This window comes from Sulfurovum sp. (genome assembly GCF_036568385.1).
Classification (GTDB): domain Bacteria; phylum Campylobacterota; class Campylobacteria; order Campylobacterales; family Sulfurovaceae; genus Sulfurovum.
Genome location: NZ_DATCSP010000049.1, coordinates 63,453 through 86,290, shown reverse-complemented (window position 1 = coordinate 86,290; position 22,838 = coordinate 63,453). Strand labels below are relative to the sequence as shown.

At 44.5% G+C, this 22,838-nt stretch carries 27 protein-coding genes; 11 read left to right on the top strand and 16 right to left on the bottom strand.

Translation table 11 applies throughout. The annotated features are described in order from the left end of the window. The 4 genes from VIM88_RS05780 to VIM88_RS05765 form a co-directional block, all read right to left on the bottom strand. Positions 1 to 479, bottom strand: a 479-nt coding sequence (locus VIM88_RS05780; protein ID WP_331861936.1) for a heterodisulfide reductase-related iron-sulfur binding cluster, incomplete at its 3' end; no start/stop codon positions are given. Positions 480 to 488: 9 nt separating this feature from the next. Beyond that, positions 489 to 1,478 (bottom strand): succinate dehydrogenase iron-sulfur subunit, encoded by a 990-nt coding sequence (locus VIM88_RS05775; RefSeq protein WP_331861935.1) that lies wholly within the window; start codon positions 1,476 to 1,478, stop codon positions 489 to 491. Positions 1,479 to 1,488: 10 nt separating this feature from the next. Next, positions 1,489 to 3,216, bottom strand: coding sequence for an FAD-binding protein (locus tag VIM88_RS05770; protein WP_331861934.1), 1,728 nt, complete (start codon positions 3,214 to 3,216; stop codon positions 1,489 to 1,491). A gap of 155 nt (positions 3,217 to 3,371) precedes the next feature. Beyond that, the gene (locus tag VIM88_RS05765; RefSeq protein WP_331861933.1) at positions 3,372 to 4,430 is read right to left on the bottom strand and encodes a hypothetical protein; all 1,059 of its coding nucleotides are present in this window, start codon (positions 4,428 to 4,430) and stop codon (positions 3,372 to 3,374) included. A 213-nt stretch (positions 4,431 to 4,643) separates the two neighbouring features. Between VIM88_RS05765 and amrS the strand changes: the two genes are divergently transcribed. The 3 genes from amrS to VIM88_RS05750 are packed head-to-tail and all read left to right on the top strand — an operon-like array spanning position 4,644 to position 7,075. Beyond that, positions 4,644 to 5,654: an AmmeMemoRadiSam system radical SAM enzyme gene (gene amrS, locus VIM88_RS05760; RefSeq protein WP_331861932.1), complete on the top strand. Its 1,011-nt coding sequence runs from the start codon at positions 4,644 to 4,646 to the stop codon at positions 5,652 to 5,654. After that, positions 5,651 to 6,460 (top strand): AmmeMemoRadiSam system protein B, encoded by an 810-nt coding sequence (gene amrB, locus VIM88_RS05755; RefSeq protein ID WP_331861931.1) that lies wholly within the window; start codon positions 5,651 to 5,653, stop codon positions 6,458 to 6,460. The genes amrS and amrB overlap by 4 nt, the downstream gene beginning before the upstream one ends. Next, positions 6,461 to 7,075 carry a protein-L-isoaspartate O-methyltransferase gene (locus tag VIM88_RS05750; protein WP_331861930.1) on the top strand — a complete coding sequence of 205 codons (615 nt, stop codon included), beginning with the start codon at positions 6,461 to 6,463 and terminating at the stop codon, positions 7,073 to 7,075. It begins immediately after the preceding gene. Position 7,076: 1 nt separating this feature from the next. Here VIM88_RS05750 and VIM88_RS05745 read toward each other — a convergent pair whose 3' ends face one another. The 6 genes from VIM88_RS05745 to VIM88_RS05720 all read right to left on the bottom strand — a co-directional run bounded on the left by VIM88_RS05745 (position 7,077) and on the right by VIM88_RS05720 (position 10,451). Beyond that, positions 7,077 to 7,424, bottom strand: a complete 348-nt coding sequence (locus VIM88_RS05745) for a hypothetical protein (RefSeq protein ID WP_331861929.1) — start codon at positions 7,422 to 7,424, stop codon at positions 7,077 to 7,079. A gap of 64 nt (positions 7,425 to 7,488) precedes the next feature. Then, positions 7,489 to 7,917 (bottom strand): desulfoferrodoxin family protein, encoded by a 429-nt coding sequence (locus tag VIM88_RS05740; protein WP_331861928.1) that lies wholly within the window; start codon positions 7,915 to 7,917, stop codon positions 7,489 to 7,491. A gap of 111 nt (positions 7,918 to 8,028) precedes the next feature. Further along, a complete protein-coding gene (blaOXA, locus tag VIM88_RS05735; protein WP_414717477.1) occupies positions 8,029 to 8,820 on the bottom strand; it encodes a class D beta-lactamase in 792 nt (263 codons plus the stop codon). A gap of 70 nt (positions 8,821 to 8,890) precedes the next feature. Next, positions 8,891 to 9,538, bottom strand: coding sequence for a DUF6064 family protein (locus VIM88_RS05730; RefSeq protein WP_331861926.1), 648 nt, complete (start codon positions 9,536 to 9,538; stop codon positions 8,891 to 8,893). 132 nt (positions 9,539 to 9,670) lie between these two features. Continuing rightward, a complete protein-coding gene (locus VIM88_RS05725; protein ID WP_331861925.1) occupies positions 9,671 to 10,126 on the bottom strand; it encodes a hypothetical protein in 456 nt (151 codons plus the stop codon). A gap of 37 nt (positions 10,127 to 10,163) precedes the next feature. Next, complete coding sequence (locus VIM88_RS05720) at positions 10,164 to 10,451, bottom strand: hypothetical protein (protein WP_331861924.1); 288 nt, start codon at positions 10,449 to 10,451, stop codon at positions 10,164 to 10,166. A 190-nt stretch (positions 10,452 to 10,641) separates the two neighbouring features. Between VIM88_RS05720 and VIM88_RS05715 the strand changes: the two genes are divergently transcribed. From VIM88_RS05715 to VIM88_RS05700, 4 genes are all read left to right on the top strand, one after another. Then, positions 10,642 to 11,460, top strand: coding sequence for an SIR2 family NAD-dependent protein deacylase (locus VIM88_RS05715; RefSeq protein WP_331861923.1), 819 nt, complete (start codon positions 10,642 to 10,644; stop codon positions 11,458 to 11,460). A 234-nt stretch (positions 11,461 to 11,694) separates the two neighbouring features. Further along, positions 11,695 to 12,219 carry a ComF family protein gene (locus tag VIM88_RS05710; protein WP_331861922.1) on the top strand — a complete coding sequence of 175 codons (525 nt, stop codon included), beginning with the start codon at positions 11,695 to 11,697 and terminating at the stop codon, positions 12,217 to 12,219. A gap of 167 nt (positions 12,220 to 12,386) precedes the next feature. Next, a complete protein-coding gene (locus tag VIM88_RS05705) occupies positions 12,387 to 13,724 on the top strand; it encodes an APC family permease (RefSeq protein WP_331861921.1) in 1,338 nt (445 codons plus the stop codon). A 75-nt stretch (positions 13,725 to 13,799) separates the two neighbouring features. Further along, positions 13,800 to 14,513, top strand: a complete 714-nt coding sequence (locus tag VIM88_RS05700; protein ID WP_331861920.1) for an ABC transporter permease — start codon at positions 13,800 to 13,802, stop codon at positions 14,511 to 14,513. Positions 14,514 to 14,578: 65 nt separating this feature from the next. On the opposite strand, the gene VIM88_RS05695 is transcribed toward VIM88_RS05700, so the two are convergent. Next, the gene (locus VIM88_RS05695; protein WP_331861919.1) at positions 14,579 to 15,058 is read right to left on the bottom strand and encodes a hypothetical protein; all 480 of its coding nucleotides are present in this window, start codon (positions 15,056 to 15,058) and stop codon (positions 14,579 to 14,581) included. A 188-nt stretch (positions 15,059 to 15,246) separates the two neighbouring features. Here VIM88_RS05695 and VIM88_RS05690 point away from each other — a divergent pair, with 188 nt between their 5' ends. The 3 genes from VIM88_RS05690 to VIM88_RS05680 all read left to right on the top strand — a co-directional run bounded on the left by VIM88_RS05690 (position 15,247) and on the right by VIM88_RS05680 (position 17,442). Next, positions 15,247 to 15,369 (top strand): hypothetical protein, encoded by a 123-nt coding sequence (locus VIM88_RS05690; RefSeq protein ID WP_331861918.1) that lies wholly within the window; start codon positions 15,247 to 15,249, stop codon positions 15,367 to 15,369. 23 nt (positions 15,370 to 15,392) lie between these two features. Further along, complete coding sequence (locus VIM88_RS05685; protein ID WP_331861917.1) at positions 15,393 to 15,584, top strand: hypothetical protein; 192 nt, start codon at positions 15,393 to 15,395, stop codon at positions 15,582 to 15,584. Between the two features lie 346 nt (positions 15,585 to 15,930). Beyond that, positions 15,931 to 17,442 (top strand): cache domain-containing protein, encoded by a 1,512-nt coding sequence (locus VIM88_RS05680; protein ID WP_331861916.1) that lies wholly within the window; start codon positions 15,931 to 15,933, stop codon positions 17,440 to 17,442. Positions 17,443 to 17,481: 39 nt separating this feature from the next. Here VIM88_RS05680 and VIM88_RS05675 read toward each other — a convergent pair whose 3' ends face one another. From VIM88_RS05675 to VIM88_RS05660, 4 genes are all read right to left on the bottom strand, one after another. Beyond that, entirely contained in the window at positions 17,482 to 18,099 is a 618-nt protein-coding gene (locus VIM88_RS05675) for a DUF2238 domain-containing protein (protein ID WP_331861915.1), read from the bottom strand. Next, a complete protein-coding gene (locus tag VIM88_RS05670; protein WP_331861914.1) occupies positions 18,100 to 18,708 on the bottom strand; it encodes a class I SAM-dependent methyltransferase in 609 nt (202 codons plus the stop codon). Between the two features lie 55 nt (positions 18,709 to 18,763). Further along, positions 18,764 to 19,417 (bottom strand): TetR/AcrR family transcriptional regulator, encoded by a 654-nt coding sequence (locus tag VIM88_RS05665; protein ID WP_331861913.1) that lies wholly within the window; start codon positions 19,415 to 19,417, stop codon positions 18,764 to 18,766. 756 nt (positions 19,418 to 20,173) lie between these two features. Next, a complete protein-coding gene (locus VIM88_RS05660) occupies positions 20,174 to 20,614 on the bottom strand; it encodes a hypothetical protein (protein ID WP_331861912.1) in 441 nt (146 codons plus the stop codon). Positions 20,615 to 20,746: 132 nt separating this feature from the next. Between VIM88_RS05660 and VIM88_RS05655 the strand changes: the two genes are divergently transcribed. Beyond that, positions 20,747 to 21,814, top strand: coding sequence for a GGDEF domain-containing protein (locus VIM88_RS05655; RefSeq protein ID WP_331861911.1), 1,068 nt, complete (start codon positions 20,747 to 20,749; stop codon positions 21,812 to 21,814). 58 nt (positions 21,815 to 21,872) lie between these two features. On the opposite strand, the gene VIM88_RS05650 is transcribed toward VIM88_RS05655, so the two are convergent. Continuing rightward, positions 21,873 to 22,640 carry a hypothetical protein gene (locus tag VIM88_RS05650; protein WP_331861910.1) on the bottom strand — a complete coding sequence of 256 codons (768 nt, stop codon included), beginning with the start codon at positions 22,638 to 22,640 and terminating at the stop codon, positions 21,873 to 21,875. Between the last annotated feature and the right edge of the window lie 198 nt (positions 22,641 to 22,838).

Genomic DNA, 22,838 nt, shown 5'->3' with positions numbered 1-22,838 from the left:
ATGTTATGGCAACCATAAAATGGTGCGATATTAAGGTGGCTAAGTGGTACCTTTACTTTGTCTTTGACATTCTCCAGACCATACTCATCGATCAATGTATAGAGGAAGTGCTTGATCTCTGATGTACCTTTGTACTCCAATCCTACCTCTGCCAGTTTTTCGTTTACTCTGGCTTTTAGTTCAGGGTTTGTATCAAGTGCATGTTTCGTCATAGCAGAGTTAAGCTGGCAGGTATTACAGATAGTGATCATCGTAAGACCCAGTTTTTCTGCATAACAGATGTTTCTGGCGTTAAGTACGTGCGCCAGGAACTCATCGAAGTCTTGAAGGTGGCTTGCACCACAACAGGAAGCCTCTTCGAGTATAGTGATCTTGATACCCAACTTATCAGCTACTGCAAGCGTGGATGAAAGTAACTCAGGTGTAGACTGCTTCGCTGTACAGCCCGTAAATAATGCATAATGTAATTGTTCGCTCATCTTTTCTCCTTACAGTTTGTTGGTTTGAGAGATCTCAATCAGTTTTTGAACTTCATCCAGATTTTTGATCTTTGGAATACTGTCAATGAACGGTATACCTGAATGCCAATGGATCTTACCGCTTCTCATCATCTTCATCGCTGTACCGACGTGCTTGTAGGCACCCAGTAATCCTTCAGAGTAGGTTACGATATCTGCTTCATCCAGGTAACCGTACTTCTTCATACCTCTCAGGAAACCTTCCGCGTGACGCGTTGCGACATTGCTCTCAGCGATACCCTGCTCAAACTGGAGGTTGTGAAGTTTCGTGATCTTCTCGATCGGGTTGATATCTTTCGGACACGCTTCTGCACATTCAAAACACTTCACACAGTCCCAGACACCCTGGCTTGGCTGTGCCGTTAACTCAAGACGTTCCGCACCGGCAGTATCTCTGGTATCTACCGTAAATCTGTACGCCGCAGCAAAAGCAGCCGGCCCCAGGAAGTCAGGGTTCACTTCAAGTGCAGGGCAGGAGTAGTGACATGCACCACACTGGATACAAAGGTCGGAATCGAGGAAGTTGTTGAACTCTTCTATCGACTGCTTTGTCTCATGTTCTGGGTGCGGGTCGACATCTGCCACGACATACGGTTTGACCGCTGCGTGTTTTTCCCAGAAATCGGACTTGTCAATGATCATATCTTTGATGGCACGTTTCGTTGAACTCGGCTGAAGTGTGATGTCATTATCGAACAGGTCCAGCAGTTCTATGGCATTTTGCTTACAGGCGAGCACTGCTTTACCGTTGACCTTGATGGCACAGGCACCGCAGATACCGTGACGGCAAGAACGTCTATAGGAAAAACTTCCGTCGTGTTCCCATTTGATTTTGTTCATGAGGTCAAGGATCAAATCATCTTTTCCTACTTCCATTTCATACTGTTTCGTGTAAGGAAGATAGTCTGTTTCCGCATTGAATCTGAATGCTTTTATTGTTACTCTTCTGGTTTCACTCATCATGACCTCCTTAATATGTTCTTTCTTTAGGCTCAAACTTGCCAAGCACGACATCACCCCATTCCAATGAGATGTTGTAATCTTTATCCATATAGGCATAGGTATGCTTCAAGAACTTCTCGTCATTTCTTGTTGGGAAGTCTTCACGGTAGTGACCGCCACGGCTCTCTTCTCTGTTGAGCGCTCCCACGACAATGAACTTTGAGAACTCCAACATATGCCCAAGCTCTATCGCTTCCTGGAGGTCCGTGTTGTACGTGTCTGACTTGTCATCGATACGAATGTGTTTGAATCTCTCCAACAGGTCATCGATCAGTGCCATCTGTCTTTCCAAAGACTCTTTACTTCTGAATACCCCTGCATCCGCGGTCATACCGTTCTGAAGTTCCGTTCTGAGTCCAGGAACCGTTTCTTTACCGTTGGAGGTTTTGATCCTGTTCATCTCTGAGATCATGCTCTCCGCATCTGCAGCAGTGGCTTTACGCAGCTCGATCCCTTCATCCAGTGCCTTCACCATGTTCTCACCGGCATGACGCCCAAAAAGGAGGGCTTCAAGTACAGAGTTCGCACCCAGACGGTTCGCACCGTGTACGGAAACACATGAACACTCACCCGCAGCGTAGAATCCTTCTACGAGTTCTCTTGGGTTCTTACGAACCTGACAGTTGATATTCGTCGGTATACCACCCATTGAGTAGTGTGCCGTTGCAGAGATATGGATAGGCTCTTTCAGCATATCCTGCCCCTGGAACGCGATAGCAAGTTCACGCAGTTCAGGGAGACGCGTCAAAATGATCTCAGGGGCAAGGTGTGTAAGATCGATGTTCACTGACTGGCCATCCTTACCTACACCTCTACCTTGACGCACCTCTTCCATGATCGCTCTGGAAACCACGTCACGTGAAGCAAGCTCCATCGCATTGGGCGCATACTTGCTCATAAATCTTTCACCCTCGGAGTTATAGAGACGGCCGCCTTCACCGCGCGCCGCTTCTGAGATCAGTACCCCAGAACCGCCAAGTCCGCTTGGGTGGAACTGTACAAACTCCATATCTTCAAGCGGAAGACCATGACGTGCTACGATAGAGAGTGAATCTCCCGTGTTCGCATGTGCATTGGAGTTGAACCTGTACGCTCTTGCATGACCGCCTGTAGCGAACATCGTCACTTTTGCATTGAAGATAGCCGGCTTGGAGTTACGGATATCATAGGCAACCACACCAGATACTTTTCCATCTTCATAAAGAAGATCACCTGCATACCACTCATCGAATATCTCTACGCCAGCACGGAACGCCTGCTCATAGATGGTCTGAAGCAGGGTAAGTCCTGTTCTGTCCTTTGCATAACAGGCACGAGGCTGTGACTGGCCGCCAAACGGTCTGATGGCAATGTCACCTTCTTCATTTCTTGAGAAAACAGCTCCCATTCTTTCTGCCCATCTGATCGTCTCAGGTGCTTTGGTACACATAAGCTCCACACAATCCTGGTCTGCAAGGTAATCAGAGCCTTTCACGGTATCGAACTCGTGCAGTTCTGTAGAGTCATCTTTACCCAGTGCAGCGTTGATCCCGCCTTGGGCTGCGCCAGAGTGTGAGCGAAGAGGGTGAAGTTTGGTGATAACCGCTGTCTTTTTTCCAGCCTCGGTCAATTCTTTGGCCGCTGCAAGTCCAGCCAAACCAGAGCCGACGATCACAGCGTCATATTCATAGATCTTAATATCTGAGTTTTTGCTCATAGTATCTGTATCCTTTGTTTACAATTTGCTTTGATTATATCTATTTAGGATTAATTTACGTTAGAAATTGAAAGAATTATAGACGGGAAGTGGGAGAGTGTACTGTTTTGTAGCGTGGCAAGAGTGCCACAGTGGAGCCACACCGGAGCATCGGGTCAGGCTTCTACCGCATTCACTTGCGCTGCGAAATCTTCGGCCGAGATCAGTTCCAGACCTATGATATTTCTGCCCACCGTTCTCTCGATAGCCGAGAAATGCTTTTTGAACATGTCAAGTGCCGCCGGATCTTGCACGATCAGCACTTCGGCACCCCTGTCATAGGCATCCAGCAGTATGGCACCTGCTTTTTTGAAGGCCAGTTCCTTATTGTCCTCCAGGATTCCAAGTCCGCAGAGTTTGTTCGCTCTTGGAAAGTGAATGCCTTTCATTCCCTTTTCACGTATCAGGGCATGCATCGCAGTGTGGGAGGAGAGACCGTGATAGTGGGCCACCTGTTTTGACTCCAGGTCCGCTATCGTCTCGGTGCTTCTTTTAGGTGCAGCCTCTTCTTTCTCTTTTTTTGAAAAACGTGCCATCAGCTTCTCACACAGCGAAGGTGTTGGTTCAGGCTTCACCATCGCTTTGAGCGCATTGATCGCTTCCGTATGGTCCTGGGCGTTGAAAAGGTTGTTCTCATACTCACAGTCAAGCAGACCCGAGTCCACGGAAGTGATGGCATCCAGTATGGCCTCCTTATGCTCCGAACCGTCCGTGATCATCTTGTGAGCGAGTACGAGTACCGCATCACCGATGTACGCACGGTCAAAGTTTTCTGTCTCTGAGGCATAGTGCAGGGCATAGAGCGTTTTGTAGTACTTCAGGTCCTCTTCCGTTGCATAAGGCTCTAAAAGGGCATAGCTTTGCATAAAGTCATCGTCATTGATCTTCAGTCCGTTCATTGAGCGGTAGCTGTTGACCGGGTCTATCTGCCAGGAGGTCCCCAGTCTTTCTACCAAAGAAGCAACCGACTGTTTCGCTTCGACCACGAGTCCATTGATCTTCATCACCAGCTTTTGTTTCGGGTAGCTGAAGTTCTCATTGGCTTCCTGTATTTGGGCAAGCACCTCTTTGACCGTGGCATCAGGGTCCGCACAAAGGGTGAAATTTTTATAGTAAGGAAGGTAGTCTGTTCTGGCATTGAAAAAGAATGCTCTGATCTCAAGTTTTTCTGACATAAATAGCTCCATAACGTATGTGTTGAAATGAGTATAGCTACATAGTAGTATGAAAAGACTTTATCGTAAAAACTGCGGCTGAAACACTTCGCATATGTTACTATTTTACCAACGATAAAAGTGCTTCCCCTGTCTTGACTTTTATAAGGGGGTGTGATATTATAAAATTAGTTTAAGTCAATTTAGTAAACGCTACTTCATAAAGGAGTTACTATGACGTCCAATAAACCTATGAAATACTATACAAAAGAAGAGGGGAAGGACAGGATCATCTGTCTGCTCTGCCGTCACTCCTGCAAGCTTAAAGAGGGGCAGACTGGTATCTGCGGTGTCAACAAGAATGTCGATGGAGAGCTTGAGACACTGGTCTACGGCCATCCCGTTGCGGTCCATATAGACCCAGTCGAGAAAAAACCTCTGAACCATGTACTTCCCGGCTCTACAGCACTCTCCTTTGGAACCGTGGGATGCAACTTCAAATGCCCCTTCTGCCAGAATTGGGATATCTCTCAGGAACATAAAGTGAATGAGGAGATCAAAGTAAGTCCCGAAGAGATGGTGGAACTTGCCATTTCCCATGGCTCGGAGTCCATCGCCTATACCTATAATGAACCCACCATCTTCTATCCCTATGCGAGAGATATCGGGATGATCGCCAAAGAAAAAGGGCTCAAAAACCTTTTCGTTTCCAACGGATTCGAATCACCTGAGGTCATTGAAGATATGGCAGGATGGGTGGATGCTGCCAACATCGACCTTAAGAGCTGGGATGAAGCCTATTATAAAAAGGTGCTCAAAGGTGGTCTAAATGAGGTCAAAGATACGCTGAAAAGAATGATAGATGCCGGCATATGGGTGGAGATCACGACCCTGCTTATCGAGGGGGAGAATGACAGTGACAAAGACATCGAAGAGATGGCAGCCTATATAGCCAATGATCTTGGGAAACATGTACCATGGCACTTGAGCGCGTTCCATCCTGACTATAAAATGCTGGACCATGAGAGAACCAAGCTCGATACGCTGCTGCGTGCGAAAGAGATAGGTAAAAAAGCGGGGCTTTACTATATCTATCTGGGGAATGTGCCGGTCCATGCCGATACACACTGCCCCGACTGCGGCGAGCTGGTCATAGACAGGACAGGCTACAATGTAACGGTCAATACACTGGAAGACGGACACTGTCCGAAATGTCACCGGGCGATAGAAGGAGTATGGTCATGAGTACAAGAGATACAGCGGTCTGCGGGCAGTTCTACCCGGCGAACCCCGATGATATCCAGGCAATGCTGGAGCACTACAATGAGATACTCGACAAGCATGTGAAAAAGGGTGAAGAGGGTGTTTTAAGCCTCAAACCCAGAGCCGTGATCGTCCCGCATGCGGGCTATGTCTATTCCGGATTTACAGCGAACCTGGCATTGCGGCTGCTTGCCAATACCGATGCGAAACGTGTCGTAGTGATAGGGCCAAGCCACAGGGTGTATCTGAACGGGACCAGTATATCTGAGTTCGACACCTACCATACACCGCTGGGCGCGATGTACATCGATCAGTCGTTGGTGGCAGACCTCAAAGAGAGATTTGATCTGCCGTTTATGCCTGAAGCGCACCATGAGCACAGTACGGAGGTACAGTTACCTTTTGTCAAAACCTATACCCCCGAGGTTTCGGTCGTTGAACTGGTATATGGGGATGAATCGCCTCAAAAATTGGCAGAGGTGATAGAGTATCTTCTTGCAGACCCTGAGACAGCTGTGGTCATCAGTACGGACCTGAGCCACTATTATGACATCAGAAAGGCCAATGAGCTTGACAGTATCTGCCTGGATGCGGTCAAGAAGCTGAGCACGGCCGAGTTGCATCAGGGGTGCGAAGCCTGCGGAAAGATCGGTGTGGAAGCGATGCTGATCGCTGCCAAAAAGAACGGTCTGAGGTCCATACTGCTTGACTACCGTACAAGTGCCGATGCCAGCGGGGATGAAACGCAGGTGGTCGGGTATATGAGTGCCGCCTTTGTGGAGCAATAGATGAACGTACTCAATAAGCTTGTAGATAACATGATCGCCTCGAATATGCTGAAAAGTCCGCTGATCATTGATGCTTTCAGAACGATCGACAGAAAATATTTCGTACCTGACAACATGGTAGAGGACGCCTATGTCGATGCACCGCTGCCCATAGGGCACTATCAGACGATATCCCAGCCTTCGACCGTTGCCTTTATGCTCGAGCGTCTTGACCCCCAAGACGGGAATACGGTACTGGATATCGGGTCAGGTTCAGGATGGACCACTGCACTTCTATGTTATATCGTAGGGGACAAAGGCAGTGTCACAGGGCTTGAACGGGTCGATGCATTGGTGGAGCAGGGGAAACAGAATCTCTCAAAGTTTCGTTTTAACAGTCATTGCCACATCGAAAAAGCGGGAGAGACACTTGGCCTTCCGGGAAAACAGTTTGACAGGATACTCGTCTCTGCATCAGCCGATACAATTCCGGAAGAGCTTTTTTCGCAGTTGAAACCGGGCGGTATACTGGTGATACCCATAAGGGAGTCCATATTCAAATTCACCAAGGTCTCAGACACACAGGTCGATAAAGAGGAGTTTTACGGCTTTGTGTTCGTACCGTTGATCTATTGAACTATCTACCTTTTATTTTCGCTACTAAAAGCGGTGAGAATAGGCTGACGAGCAATACAAGGATGAACAGATTCCCCTTCATGACATGGAACACTTCTAAGATATCAGACCATGATCTTTCCATCCAATAATGCCCCAAAAGAACTTCAAATAAGAGTGTCATGAGAACCCATTGAAGACCGATCAGAAAGTACGTTGGGACATTGTTCTTGGCAAATAGGGGGAAAGAGAGATACGTTACGATGAATACGATGAGTGAGAGAAGCATCCCACTGACGGGCAGTGCAATGCCTGGACCAAGGTTTGATACCAAAACCGTTTCTCTGAAGATACCGTTTGCTACAGCCAAGAGAGCTATAACACACCAAATCATACTTGTCTTAAGAAAAAGACGGACCGTCATAAAGGACTGTCTATAGCGTCACGGTTGAAGTCCAGATACCGTGCAGGTTACATCCGGCTTTTGAGGTCAGTGTTTTTACGTTATCCAGCTTGACCGCAAAAGAAGCGGCACCTCTTGATATATCGGCTTCAAGTACACTTTTGCCTACCAGCTTGTCATCTGCATATAAAGAGATGAAATCTATCCAGTGGTCAGGGGTGCTCGGGTGGATGATCCCGCCTTGTCCGACAGTGATCTCTACCATCGTATATCCGCTCGCATCTTTCTCTTTGACAGTGATCTTAGGTAAATGTTTCAATTCAAAATCAGTCGGTTTTGCAGGATCTTCAGGTTTCATATCCAAACGGTTCACGATCAGGCTTTCGTCTGATGCTTCAGCACCTACAGCCATGGTAGCCACAGCCAATCCTGCCACTTTTAATACATCTCTTCTTTTCATGTTCTTTCCTTTATGTGTTTGATACTATGCGTTGAGTATATCTTTGATGAACTGATGTTTTTCTTAATTCCCAGGGGTGTGGAATAAGAGTATGTGGAATGAGAAAACACGCTATAGTAACCCCAGCAGTTTCAAGCTTTCTTTTGCCAACTTGATACGTTCTGCCGCATCGGAGGGTTTGTTGATATCAATATTTAGAGCAAAGACATACATACCTTCTTTTTTCTCTACCCATCCTACCAACCAGCCGATACCGTTGCCAGGAGCGTTCTGCCAGCCGGTCTTTCCGTAAAGCTTCCAGTCCGACCCCTCTTCAAGCAGCAGTATCTCACGTACACTTTCTTGCACATGCTTCGGTAGCGGCAACATACCCTGAACCAGTCCGGAAAGGAACCTTGTCTGTTCCAGTGCGCTGATCTTCAGCGGTCCGTCAAGCCAGAATCTGTCCACTACATCCCCGGTTCTCTGGTTGCCGTATTGCAGTGTGGCAAGCCCCTCACGCATCCGTTCCAGACCGATGCGTCGTGCAAGTTCCTGATAGATCGGAACATTCGAGATCTTGATGGCCTTGCGCAGTCCCATATCATGGGCCCACTCGGGGATAAAAGGTTCGGTAGGGCCTTTATACGGCAGGACCTCGTCAACGCTTTTAACGGCATCCGTTGAGAGACCGATAAGCGAGTGAGCGATCTTAAACGTTGATGCAGGATTGTACCTTGTTTCGGCACGGGTCTGGTTGCATCCGCCTAACCTATGATCAGATACATCATAGAGCACGAACGTCCCCTCGATCTGTGCATTTTTGAACAATGCACAAATGTTCGGATCTTCTTCCCAGGCAAAAGCAGCCGCGGGTAAGCATGACAGCAATGCAATACATATAAATAACGTGCTTCGATACATTCTGAATATCTGCATACTCTTTCCTTTTAATGTTAAAAAATAAAGATCATACTTGATCGACCTTTTCATATTACTGGTTATATTTCAACTTTCTTTCCCGCATTATGAGAAGCAACAGACTTAGAAGACCGGCAACGAAAAGCCCAAGATCTTCTTTGATCTGAAGGTTTACAGCCGCACTGAAACCAACCATTGACCATAGAAAAGGAACAATGAGCAGGTATTTTGGAATTTTTTTATCCACCCATAAGAGTATTCCAAAAGTGAAGATCACTGTCGGACATGGAACGCCAAACGTAGGCATTTGAGGATAATTATGACCAAAAATATGTGCAAGCATTGGATAGATCAGCAAAGCATATACTACAAATAGGCTTCCTATCATACCGTAAATATTACGTTGATATCTAAAGGATACATTTGATCTTATGAGTCCTGAATAGAGAAACAGAAAAGCCTGTATGACAAAGGCCGATCCGAACAAATATGCGGCTTTATTTATCGAAGTAAAATGCAGTAAATGATACACAATGCCCATCCAGAACCAGAGAAGTGCCAAAATAGCAGCAGCGATCTTGCTCGAATATTTTATATTTTTTAATATAACATAAATAATGCCTATCGCTCCCAACAATAAGACTATCTGCATCGGCCATACTGAGGAGTTGTAATTTTGAAAAATACGCAAGAACTGCCCAGCTGTGAAAGGTATTTCCATTACATTTCCTTTATATTATCTCTTTATGGCGACTGTTAGGAGATTTAACGTTTCGAGTAGATTACTGTCCAAGGCTGCATAACGAAGTACGCAACCTTGGATGGTCCGAGTTGGCGAGATTGTTAGGCAATGCTATTTACTTGAGCTAAATTCCTTTTCAGACTTTTCCCAAGCATCCTGAAGACTCCTATATGCGTCAGAGAACCCTTTTTTCATATGCTCCCACGCATTGGCTGAACTGTTTTTCATACTGCCATACCACTCAGCCACTTTATTTCGCTGTTTGCGTAGGGCCTTGAGATTTTCACGGGCTTCCTTGCGCGCAGCTTCGCTCATCTTGTCCCAGTTCTTATCTATTTTTGCCTCTAATGCGTCGATACGTGTATCCAATTTATTCAGGCCATCTTTTGCTTTTTGAACCGCTTCATCCCTTTTATCGGCAGTATATGCACCGATGGTTTGGAGCAGGTCTTGCGTTTCTTTCTTCACTTCTTCTATAGAAGTGTTAGCGTCTGCCGTTTGCGCATAGCAAACCGGCGTAGCACCAAGTATGCTGATCAACATCAATGTACGGATATGTAATTTCATTTATGATCTCCTTAATGATTGTGATCAAGTGCGGTATTTACTTGAATCTTGAAGCAGCTGATTTTACTGCATTGCCGAGAGAGTCCCACGCATTGTCAATACCTGCTTTGAGATCTTCCCATGCGTCGTCACCAGCATCCTTTAACTCAGCAAGTTTATCGGCAGCCGATTCTTGCATGGTCCGCAACTCCTCAATTTGTTTGTAATATTCAAGCTGTGCATCGGCTTCTGCACCCTCCGCCTTCGCTTTGAGCTTGTCGATCTGGGCACCCCATTCGTCTAGTTGTGCCTGTAGTTTTTGCTCGTATGACTCTTTCATGCTCATGATTTTCTCCTGTTCTATCAAATGGTTCATAGCAATTTACTATGCTCATACTTCGGATATTTCTCTCGCACCTCATTTGTTTTGCTGCCAACTATTTAGTATACAAAAAATATCTATTTTTTCAAAATAATTATGTTGAGTTATAGTAGAGCAGTGTGCAATCCTTTTGGGATATGCTATAATCTTTCCTATGAATATAGAAGAAAACCTACATCAAGCCAAGCAACTGTTGGAAGAAGCAGATGCACTTTTCATTACTGCAGGAGCGGGGATGGGAGTGGACTCCGGTTTGCCTGATTTTAGAGGGGTGGAGGGGTTCTGGAACGCCTATCCCAAAGCCAAAGAACTGGGGCTCCGTTTTGAGGAGATGGCGAACCCTGAGTGGTTCGATTCTGATCCTCAGCTTGCCTGGGCATTTTATGGACACAGGCTGCATCTTTACCGTGATACCGTACCTCATGAGGGGTTCAGGAAATTGCTGGAGCTTTCTAATACTAAAAAATATGGAGCGCATGTTTTCACTTCCAATGTCGATGGGCAGTTTCAAAAGGCAGGCTTCAAAGAGGAGCAGGTCATGGAGTGTCACGGTTCCATCCATCACCTGCAGTGTATCCACAACTGCCAGGGTAAACTCTGGAGTGCCGATGATACGTTCATAGAGATAGGAGAGGGGTTCAAAGCCAAAGAACCTTTGCCTGCCTGTCCCTTCTGCGGGGCTATGGCACGGCCGAACATTTTGATGTTCGGAGATTTCGGCTGGGAGTATGCCCGTACCGACAGGCAAAGAGAGAGACTTGCTGCATGGATGGAAAGACTTGAAGAGGAGGGTGCGAAACTTGCGATCATAGAGATGGGAGCAGGGACGGCAGTACCGACGGTTCGCAACACCTCCGAACAGATAGCCAACCGGTTCAATGTCCCTTTGATACGCATCAACCCTAGAGAGAGTTTCAGGGCCCGGATACAACTGCCGATGGGTGCCATTGAAGCCTTGAGTCATATCATTTAATAGGGTCACGGCGAACGCCCCGCTTGTACCCCACTTACGCTTTAGCGACGGAGGGTATCGGCATTTAGTGCCAGAAAAGCGAAGCGATTCGAGAGCCGTGACGATTTTTGTGCAACTTTTTCTAAAAAAGTTGCAGGTCAAAGACCATCAGAACTAAAATGAAGGAAGGAATATAAGACCATGCGCTGCTTCTCCTGTTCCAAATTAAGTTTGCCTATCCTCTGCAAAACCTGCGTGGATCAACTCTTCATACCTACGGTCAGCACACGAAAAGTAGGGACACTCGATGTCATCAGCTTTTTTAAATACTCCGATATAGAGAGGCTTCTTCACACGAAACACAAGCCGGAAGGGTACCGCATCTACAAAGCGCTGGCCAAGATGACCGTGAAACCGTTCATAGAAGAGTTCGTCGAGTCAGATGACAGGGATGTCTATATCGTAGGCATTGATGAGTATGTCAAAAGCGGCTATGCCCATGTAGCACTCCTTACACGTACTATGAAAATGAAGCATTCCATCCCGCAGCACAGTTCGCTGATGGCCAGGAACAGGGTGAACTATTCGGGAAAAAGTCTGCAGTTTCGGCTGGATCATCCGCGGGACTTCATCTACCGGGGAAAACAGAACATAGATGTGATACTGGTCGATGACATCATCACTACCGGCATCACGCTCCAGGAAGCACAAAAGGTCTTGATCTCCCACGGGGTCAATGTTCTGTTTGCACTGACCTTGGCAGATGTAGAGGAGTCATAATTACCTTTCAAAAGCTATGAGTAAATAATAAAAAAGTAAAGATTTCTCTTCGAACGTATGCCTGCACATAGTTTACACGTTTGAATCATAGAATAAAATAAGAACGTATCATCAAACGCGATCTTCCGGTATGATGAAGATCAGCAATATAATGAAATGGAGTTATCTTGAAAGACCGTTCCATGGACGACAGAGCTACCACATATAAAGAAGGGAGCATGACACTTGTCGGTGCTGTATCAATGGGTACGGGTGTGATGATCGGTGCCGGGATCCTGGCACTGACAGGACAGATTGCTGAACTTGCAGGCTCACTGTTCCCTCTTGCTTTTCTTGGTGCGGCGATCATCACTGCATTTAGTGCCTATTCCTATATAAAAATGTCTAATGCCTATCCTTCAGCAGGGGGCATTGCCATGTTCTTACAAAAGGCCTATGGGAAAAGCGTTGTAACTGCTGCGGGTGCACTTTTGATGTATTTTTCCATGGTGATCAATGAAAGTCTTGTAGCACGTACATTTGGAACCTATACGGTTCAGCTCTTCAGTGTTGATCCAGGCAGTTGGATCGTACCTGCCTTAGGTACGGGCGTATTGATCTTTGCCTTTTTGCTTAATATTACAAACAATCGCATTATTGGTCTATTTTCGCTACTGATGGCTTTTATAAAAATTGGCGGTATCATTGTTTTTTCTCTCGGCGGCTTATGGGTTGCCGGTTTTTCATTTGAAAATATTACTACTGTAAATAGTGCTGATACATCTGCGATAGGTTTTGTTGCAGCAATGGCATTGGCCATTCTTTCCTATAAGGGCTTTACCACGATCACCAACAGCGGTTCAGAGATCATTGATCCGCACCGAAATGTGGGGCGGGCCATTATCATTGCTATTGTGATTTGTGTGGTCATTTATTTTTTAGTCGCTATTGCTGTGGCTTCCAATCTTACTTTGCCAGAAATAATCAATGCAAAGGATTATGCATTGGCACAGGCAGCACGGCCTGCTTTCGGTAATTATGGACTATGGTTTACAGTTGGCCTTGCCATTATCGCAACCGTGTCAGGAATTATCGCAAGCGTGTATGCAGTGTCACGCATGCTTGCCATGCTGACGGAAATGGAGCTTGTGCCGCATAGCCATTTTGGTATGCCGGGAGATATTCAAAAACATACACTGGTATATACGGTCGTTATCGCTATCTTTTTGACGATATTTTTTGACTTGAGCCGTATTGCATCACTGGGTGCTATTTTTTATATCCTTATGGATATCATAGTTCACTGGGGTGTTTTCAAATACTTGCGCAAAGAGATCAATGCGCATGCATTTATTTTAATATCTGCCATTATCTTTGATGTGGTGGTGCTTGGTGCCTTTCTCATAGTAAAAGCATCCTCGGACATGATGATAGTCTATGCAGCCATCATAGGGATAGTGTTGATATTTTTGGGCGAACATGTTTTTTTAAAAAAACATAGAAGTGAAGACGATCCAATACAATAAAAAGAAGATCCTAAAAGAGTCCATCATGCTAGCTGCAGAAATAGAGTAACTGCTAATTATTTGTTATAATAACTCATGAATTCATCAATATACAATATCTCACTGCCGGATCTTTTATGGGTGATGATCCCTGTTGCAGCGGTGGTCGTCATCTATATGCGCTGGACACAGGACAGGGTAACGATCATGTATGCACTTTTCAGAATGCTGCTGCAATTGATGCTTATAGGCTATGTGCTTATTTATATTTTTGCGTCGGACTCACCTTATCTTGTAGTCCTTGTGCTCTCTGTGATGCTTGTAGCTGCCAGTATCATCGCGATGCGTCCGCTTCAAAGACAGCACCGGTCGAACTATCTCTATGCGTTTGCCTCTATTTTCATCGGCGGAGCTATTACCCTGTTTTTGGTCGCCTTTGGCGTAGTGGAACTGGACCCCTGGTATGAACCGAGATTTCTCATACCCATAGCCGGTATGATCTTTGCAAACTCCATGAATGCCGTGAGTATCAGTGCCGAGAGATTTGAGAATGAGATACTGCGTGAAAGCAGCTATCGCGAAGCCAGAGCCATCTCCTATAAAGCTGCACTGATACCGATCATCAATGCGCTGTTCGCAGTAGGGCTGGTGTCGCTTCCGGGGATGATGACCGGACAGATACTTTCAGGTGTGGACCCTTTGATAGCGGTACGCTACCAGATCATGGTGATGTTGATGATATTGGGCTCTGGAGGGATCTCAGTGGCGATCTATCTATCGTTTTTAAAACGTAATATACAAGAGAGGTGAAAAAAGGTAAAGCTTCCATAGTCACTTATTTCAAGTAGCATAAGCAACCTATGGAAGTCGAAGCGTTATCGTTTACCCCCGCCACCGCCGCCTTTTTTGCCGCCGCCGCCACCGCCGCCGCTTCTCATACCGCCGTTTCCTTTACCTTGACCGCCTTGACCTGACATTCTGCCTTGTCCCATGCCTTGACCTTGTCCGGACATGTTACCTTGACCCATGCCTTGTCCTTGTCCGGACCTGTTGCCTTGACCCATGCCTTGTCCTTGTCCGGACCTATTGCCTTGGCCCATGCCTTGTCCTTGCCCGGACATATTACCTTGACCCATGCCTTGTCCTTGCCCTTGACCCTGACCAGTAGTTCCCTGATATTTATGCTCATATTTGTACTGATGCTGGTATTGTTTCTTTCCGCCACCGGTACCATTTTGTAGTCTTTGCTGGGTTTGGATCTGTGTCTGCGTATTTGTCTGTACAGCTTCAACCGCAAATAATGAAGGAGAAGTGAGAAGTGCCAGTGTGCCAAGTGCTGCTATCGTTGTTTTCATATCATTTCCTTTTATTGTATTTTATTGATTATAGCATCATTTTATGCATCATGTGTGAATTATCCATGAAAAAAAAGTACCTTATTTAAGTTATATTAAAAAATATTTAAATATAAAGCCTGGATGTTACACAAATGTTACAAAGGGATGTTAAAGTACAAATATTTAAACCATGAGGCGTACGTAACATGAGAAAAACACTACCAAAAATGATGAACGGGATCGAACTTCAGAAAGAGGGCGCAAACATTGTTGTCGCAGTGTTCTCCATGAGTCTTATAAACCTTTCTATTGTCTTATTCTCCTATTAACGAAATGAAAAGATAAAATGAAAATGAAAGACAATCGATGCAGTTGTGGTGCGAGGGTCACGAAAGAGAGCAAGGTCTGTTACTGGTGTGAAGAGGACCTCACTTTCATGGGGAAGATAAGACCTGTCATCGCTGTATCCCTTTTTGTGACCATCTCTTTCCTCTGGTTCTACCTGATACATAAATGGTCCTTGTCTCTCCTCTTTCTGAAGTAGCTTAGCTGTCTGTTTGTCATGTTGCCTTGTGAGGAACACAAGTGCCATGACCACGACAGTCAGGACATAAGCCGTGACTGACTCTATTTCCCCGATATATCCCTGCATACTCAGAAATGCTTCCGTATCTTCACCTGCTGCCAGAGCCACCCAGCACTCTATGAGCCCATAAAAGGCTCAAATATCACAACAAGACTTAAATTTTGAAGTCAAAAATATGATAGAATAAGTAGGTATACATTGGATCGATAATTTATGTTTCTATCGAATAGGGTATTTGTGAATAGGGTATATACCGTATAAGCAGTACGTTATCGGAGAATGAACTGTAAATGAAGGAGAAAAAATGAAAAAGGTCATTTCAGCACTGTTTGTTTTCATCTTGGCAAGCTCAGCGTGGGCAGCAGAAGCGGACAAAGATCTGCAGTCATCCGTTCCCAAGACCACGCTCAATGCGGCATCTGGCTATCTTGATACTGTGATGATGAATACGCTGGCGTCCCTTGAACTGATCGCCTCTACCCCGGAAGCCAAAAACGGCAACTGGAAAGCGATCAAGCACTATTTGAAACAGCTAGAAGCGGTCACGCCAGGGGTCTATTTCTACGTTCTGCCTGATGGAAACTACTACTCCATAGCACTCGACTACACCAATCTCAATCTTAACAACCGGGGTTATTTCAAATCTTTGTTTGCCGGAAATCCGGTCAAGGGTTTTCCGATCTACAGCCGTTCCTCCGGGAAAAAATCGGCTCTGATGGCCGCTCCCATCGTGACAGATGGCAAGGTGACCGGTGCGCTGGGCGCCTCTGTCTTCCTCGACGAGCTGCATGACAAACTCAACCGTGAATTTGCTCTGCCCGATGAATACACCTGGTTTGTCCTGAACTCCGAAGGGATGATGATGCTTGACAACGACAGTGATTTCATCTTCATGAATGCGCTCAAACAGGGGAGCGAGTCTCTGCATGATGCCGTCTCGGAAGCCCTGAAAAATAAAAGCGGACCTGTGCAGTACAAGCTCGAAAGTCTCCGCCACGGATATTACCAGAAGCTGCCCAATATGGAGTGGTGGATGTTCCTTGCCAAGGTCGAGGGGTCAAAGGCAGCGACACCGCCACAGCTGAAACTTTCGCTCGATCGCTTTGTGCCCGATCTACAAAACCGCTTGAACCGTATTGACGGATCAGTGGCGGCATTGATCGAGAAAAGCAGGGTGGATGTCAAAAATGAGAATGAGATCAGAGGACTTCTGAACGCCCTTCTTGATGAGAACTCCGATATCGTCGAAGCCTCCTTTGTCGATGCGAAGGGAGTGATGCGCCAGGTAGAACCACGCGAATACAAGAACTTCGAGAATACCGATATTAGTTCCCAGGAGCATGTGAAGGCCATGATGAAAAAACCTGCACCGCTGCTCAGCAGCGGATTTACCGCAGTCGAAGATTTTACGGCGGTGGTCATATCCCGCCCGCTTTACGACAGCAACAAGGCATTCTCAGGTTCCGTTAACCTGGTGATACGCCCCGAACTGTTGGTCGACTCCCTGCTTAAAAAAACCACCATCCCCGATGACTATGAACTCTGGATCATGCAGCCAGACGGTATGATCATATATGACCAGGACAAGGGAGAGATCGGCAGGATGCTCTTCAGCGATCCTATCTATGCAGACTACGTCAACCTGCTAAAGCTGAGCAGGAAGATCGTCGCTGCTCCGTCCGGTGAAGGAAGCTACATCTATCTTTCACCTGACTCAAATGAAAAGGCCATCAAAAATGCTATCTGGCAGAGTGTCAGACTCCATAACCGAGAATGGCGGGTCGTTCTGGCCTATCGTCCTTATAAAAAGAACTAGGCACTGACGCAGTTACAACGGCAGGACTTCTCCCCGAACTCATGCCGACGGTCTGTCCTGCTGCAACAAGTTGAGCTGTCTATCATGCAGATTTGAAAGCAAAAGCAGGGCCATGACCCCGCCAAAGAGTGCATAAGCCATGTCTGACTGCGTATCCCAGATATATCCCTGCATACTGAGAAAGGCTTCGGCATCTTCACCTACTGCAAGGGAAACCCACCACTCTATGAGTTCATACAAAGCAGAAAATGCCAAAATGATGCTCAAAATGATACCATTGAGCCATATTTTTGAACCCTGAACGATCTGCTTGCGTATCAGGATCTCTCTGGCAAGTATGGCAGGGATGAAGCCCTGGGCAATATGACCGACTTTATCATAATTGTTTCTGCTATGGTCAAACACCTCTTTGATCCACTCAAACAGCGGTACTTCTGCATAGGTATAATGGGCACCTACCATCAAAATGATCATATGAATTAATATAAGAGCATAAAGCAGGGGAGTCAAGGGAAACTTTTTGTAGGTCAAGACCATAAGAAAGAGTGCAATGAATACCGGCAGGACTTCCAGGAACCATATAAAGTAGTCTTTAGGAGAAATGAAAGACCAAAGGAAGACGGGAAGAAAGATAGCCGCGAACCATAGCTTTTTCATCTATTTATGTCCTGTCATTAAAAAAACGGTAAATTCACGGTGCGGTTTGCTGATCGTACTGGCCAATTCAAACCTGATATCATTAAATCCTGCTTCTTTTGCCTGTTTTTCCAGTGTTTCTCTATCAAAACCATGATGAAATACGCCGGTATTGTCACTATGGAAGCTTCCGTCTTCACTGTCCAGGTCTGCAATGGCTATGAATCCGCCTTTATTCAGCATCGTATACAGTTTTGAGAAGAGGGCCGGTATATCTTCCAAATGGTGGATCGTCATCGAAGAAATAATACCGTCGAACTTTCTGTCGAGTGTGTCTGAGCTTAGATCTTTTTCTATCACTTCGGTCTTGCAGGAGAACTCGTCGCATTTGTTCTCAAATTCAAGCAGCATGGAAGGGGAGTTGTCCACTGCGACTATTTTATCTACAAAAGGGGCGACAAAATAGCTTAAAAGCCCTGTACCGGCACCAAAATCCATCAGCTCCATGGATTTGTCCAGTTTTATATTTTTTACTATTAATTCAGCGATACCCTGGGCATTCTGTACTCTTTTGGAATTCATGTCCCAGGTTTTTGATTTCTCCGCGAAATGATCTACTTTATTTTCCATTGCTATTCCTTGATATTATTTAATTTTAACTAATCTAATATTATTTAGTATGTTACTAGAAGAGCGCGTCCTGCTTCTCCAACTTTATGTTGTCCCAGAAGTAATCTACATGCTTTTCGAACATGGAAACCACTGAAGAGGTGGATTTTTTGTCCAATTTTAGCAAAGAAACCTGCATTTGATAGAAAAAAAGCGGTGAAAAGAACTCATTTGCAAGTAATAGGGGGTCTGAAGACTTGATCATCTCGTCCTGCATCATGGCGAACAAGACCCCAGAGAGCTTTTTGACGTTCTCCTGGTAGAAATACTCGTTATAGATCTCCCGTATGCGCTCATTTCTGTATATCTCCTGCATCAAAAGCTTTAAAAGGGCCTCATTTTGCCCGTCAAAGCCAATAAGCTTGAAGGTAGTGGCAATGGACATCAGCAGCGATTTACCCTGTTTATGGAGCTCTGAGGCCTCTTTATCGTCAAATATGGTAACGATCGCGGAAGAGGTCAGTTCGCTTACCAGTGTTTCGAGTATCTCATCCTTGTTCTTAAAGTGGTTATAGAGGGCACTCTGCTTCATGCCTATAGCACCTGCGATGTCTCTTACCGTGGTTGCCTTATATCCTTTGGTTGAAAAGAGTTTAAGGGCAGTTTTTAGTATTTTGTCTTTGGTTTTGCTTCCTTTGGATAGGGAAGAAGTAACGCTCTGCTCGGCCATAGATGCTCCTTTGATAATATTATAGTGAACAAGTGTTCTTTTGTCAAGTCACTCATTTTAAATATTATGAACACTTGTTCATTATTATTCATTCGCTTATTTTATTTTATGAACAATTGTTCTTTTAATTTAGATGGCTGAATTATTTTAATGAACAAATGTTCTTATTGTTTCCTGTATCGCACGTTACTGTGGGGCCTAGGCGGCATCAAGCTATTTTGCATATTCCAATGCAGCGGAGACAGAGGGGGAGAAGCAGAATTGATACTAACAAATATTATATTTTCCTCTTTTTTATGATCTGCCTGGTCAGGAAAACTACCAGCAGAAAAAGACGATGGGGGCAGAATATTTATATTTAAAAATATAAATATTCTCATGTTACAAGTTGTTTTTTTGATCGAAGGAAAAAGGCGTGATCATTTTTGTAAAGAGTTGACTTAACTGGTTTCGGTTACTGCACAAAAAAATCTTCTATACCTATATCAGTCATTTTTGATCAGGATCAAATTTCATGGACTGGGGTTTTTTAAAATTTTATTTTTGCAGTTTCTGGTTTTTTACTATTAGCAAAAATTTCATGGAAATAGACATCATTTTGAAAAGGATGCAATTTTGTGATTTTTTTGCATTTTGAAAATGCCTTCCAGCAAAGGCCAAGGAGACGAAAGAGAAGAGATCTACTTTTTTAATAGAATTTATATTATGTTAACCAATGGGTATATTTAATCGTTTGCCTGTGTTATTCGTGTATCTCTACACAAATAACGTTTGATAGCGTTTGGAAATTTCCTTTAGCTGTTTTAATGTCTTGCTGTCCAGGGATCGTTGTTTGATCTTGGTGACCATTCCGACAAGATGGTCATAAGAGTGAAGATCAAATCTTTGCCTGTGCAGAGCTGTCGTACTTAAATACTCCAAAATCTCTCTGCTGCTTGCGATATTTCCTCTATCAAGTTCCTGTATTAACAGTGCAAGTAACACCTCATCTTTTTCACTTACAAAATTTTCAGATATTTTGTCTGCCGCATCTTTCTCCAATCCCCTGTTTTGTAATAAGGAAGCAATGCCGGCTGAGACCGGTTCATCGATAGGTTGACTGTATGCAACGGTGGCAATGACCGTATCCGCGATCACGGGATTGAAATTTAAGCCGGAAATGATAAATGTAAGAGTGATAATAGGTTGTTTATGCATTGAAAATCCTTTTACCTATCTTACTATAGAAAGGTTAATGGTTGAATACTTATTGCCCTATTTTCATTAGACCGTATAGCGTGATTTTATAATGAATATTGTGCTAACATTAATATAGAGGTAGGGGAAGATATGAGACTAAACAATTTTTTAAGTAGCGGTTTTAAATTTGGAGAAGAAGAGCATCTTCTTCAGTTTCAATTTAAAATGCTTAACTCCATTTTCGTCGTTGTCGCTTTTTTTAGTGTCCTGTTCGGATTGCTGAGCGACCTGGGAATAAATGACATTGGGCCTGTCCATTCTAAAGTTGATTATGTCTACAGTTTTCTTACGCTGGTACTTATCTTCCTTCTCAGGCATTCTAAAAAAAATTATCAGCTGGTTATACATTCTCTTCTGATCATCTCTTTGTTCACCTTTACTTCGGCACTCATTTTTGTACCCCAGGATGAATTCAGGATCATCTGGTTCTACCTTTTGATCTTTGTTGCCTATATGCTCAATGGAAAAAGAACCGGTATACTTTATACGGCAGCTGCTATCGGCATCATACTTACAAGCAATTATTTTCTAGAATTACACCTCTCCCAAACAGCGATCAACTCGGGTATATTAGGGCTAATCATCGGAAGCTTCCTATCCAATGTCTATACCAATAAGATCTCAGAGTATGAAAACAGTTTAAAACAACAGAACAGTACCTTGAGTGTATTGGCCTCTACAGATTATCTGACCGGTATTACCAATAAACGCATGTTCAATGAGATCTTTAAACGCTATTTTCAAACCGCACAAAAAGACGGTTTGCGTTTGACGCTTCTGCTGCTTGATCTCGATCATTTTAAAAAGATCAATGATACCTATGGCCATCAAACGGGAGATAAGCTATTGATACTTTTTGTTCAAACCATTGAGAAGATATTGGCAAAAAGTGATATATTCGCACGTATAGGCGGTGAAGAGTTTGCCATACTCTTATCCCAAATGGACAATGAAGAGGCGTATAGGCTTGCTGAAAAGATCCGTCAATCCGTTGAAGATATTACCATAGATCATCAAGGTCGATCTATTTCACTCACCACTTCGATAGGTATCAGTCATGATCAAAACACAGATACCAGCTGTGATGATATGTTTTCTCGTGCCGATATGGCACTGTATAAAGCCAAAAATGAAGGGCGTAACAAAACATGTCAGTGAGAGATGATATATAGATGGTTCCAGGAAGAAAAAACGGAATCTCACCCTACTGCATTTTCTATCTGAAAACTTCCCAGAATGCCGAGAACTCGGTTGAAAACCTATCAAGTCTCATCTCTATGCGCTCCTTGATCTCCTCTGATCTGCATAGAAAGAAAAAAGCACGCGGTGAATAGGGTTTATGTTTGACAGCGATCACGTACAGATAGGATTTTCTCAGGTCACTTAACAAAGTCTCTATCTGCACATTATGTGCAAAACAGCGACCCAGGTGCTGGTAGACAATGCACACTTCCAAATGAGGCAAACGGTAAAAATTATCTACCTCCTCTGCAAAAATATACTTATGCGGGTAGGGTTTTTGCGCGTAGTCCTTTTCCAGTGTAAGAAATTCAAAACACTGCTCTCCCCTATTGCATTTCAGTGCCATACCATTGTCCGGTTCAACAGCCACTACTTGTACATTATGTGAAAATGTCAAGGCCGAGTTGAACCAGTGATGACGCTCGTTTAATGCTTTGGGTACTTTTTGATAAAAGAATTTCGCATTGGGAAGCAGTTTTAACGACTCCAATTCCCTCACTTCACGTTTATCTCTCATGATAATACTCAGCAGGGAGTTTTCCAGATATTCATCACAACCCGTCATGCGTTCAAAATAGTCTATATGTTTACCGTCATTATTGTTCTCGCCCTCACCTTCATGCATGTACCATATCTGTGCGAGTGCTTTTCCGTACATAGGACTCTCTTCATGGTTGAACAGATAACGGAAAAGCTGGAACTTTCCAAAGTCCCCCACGTCTCCTACATATTTGTCTTGCATTTATGCGGTCCCTTTTTAAACGTAGTTTATCATGATTGTGATTTTCTGTTACTTGATTCTTCTGATCATATGTTTATAGTAAAATTTTGTTATTTGCATTGCTGTTCAGTACTTAAAAAAAGTATATTTGTAGATTCAGGAGTTATAAATACAATTATAAAAGTACCTTCTCTTTTACGAAGGTACCCTTTCCCCACT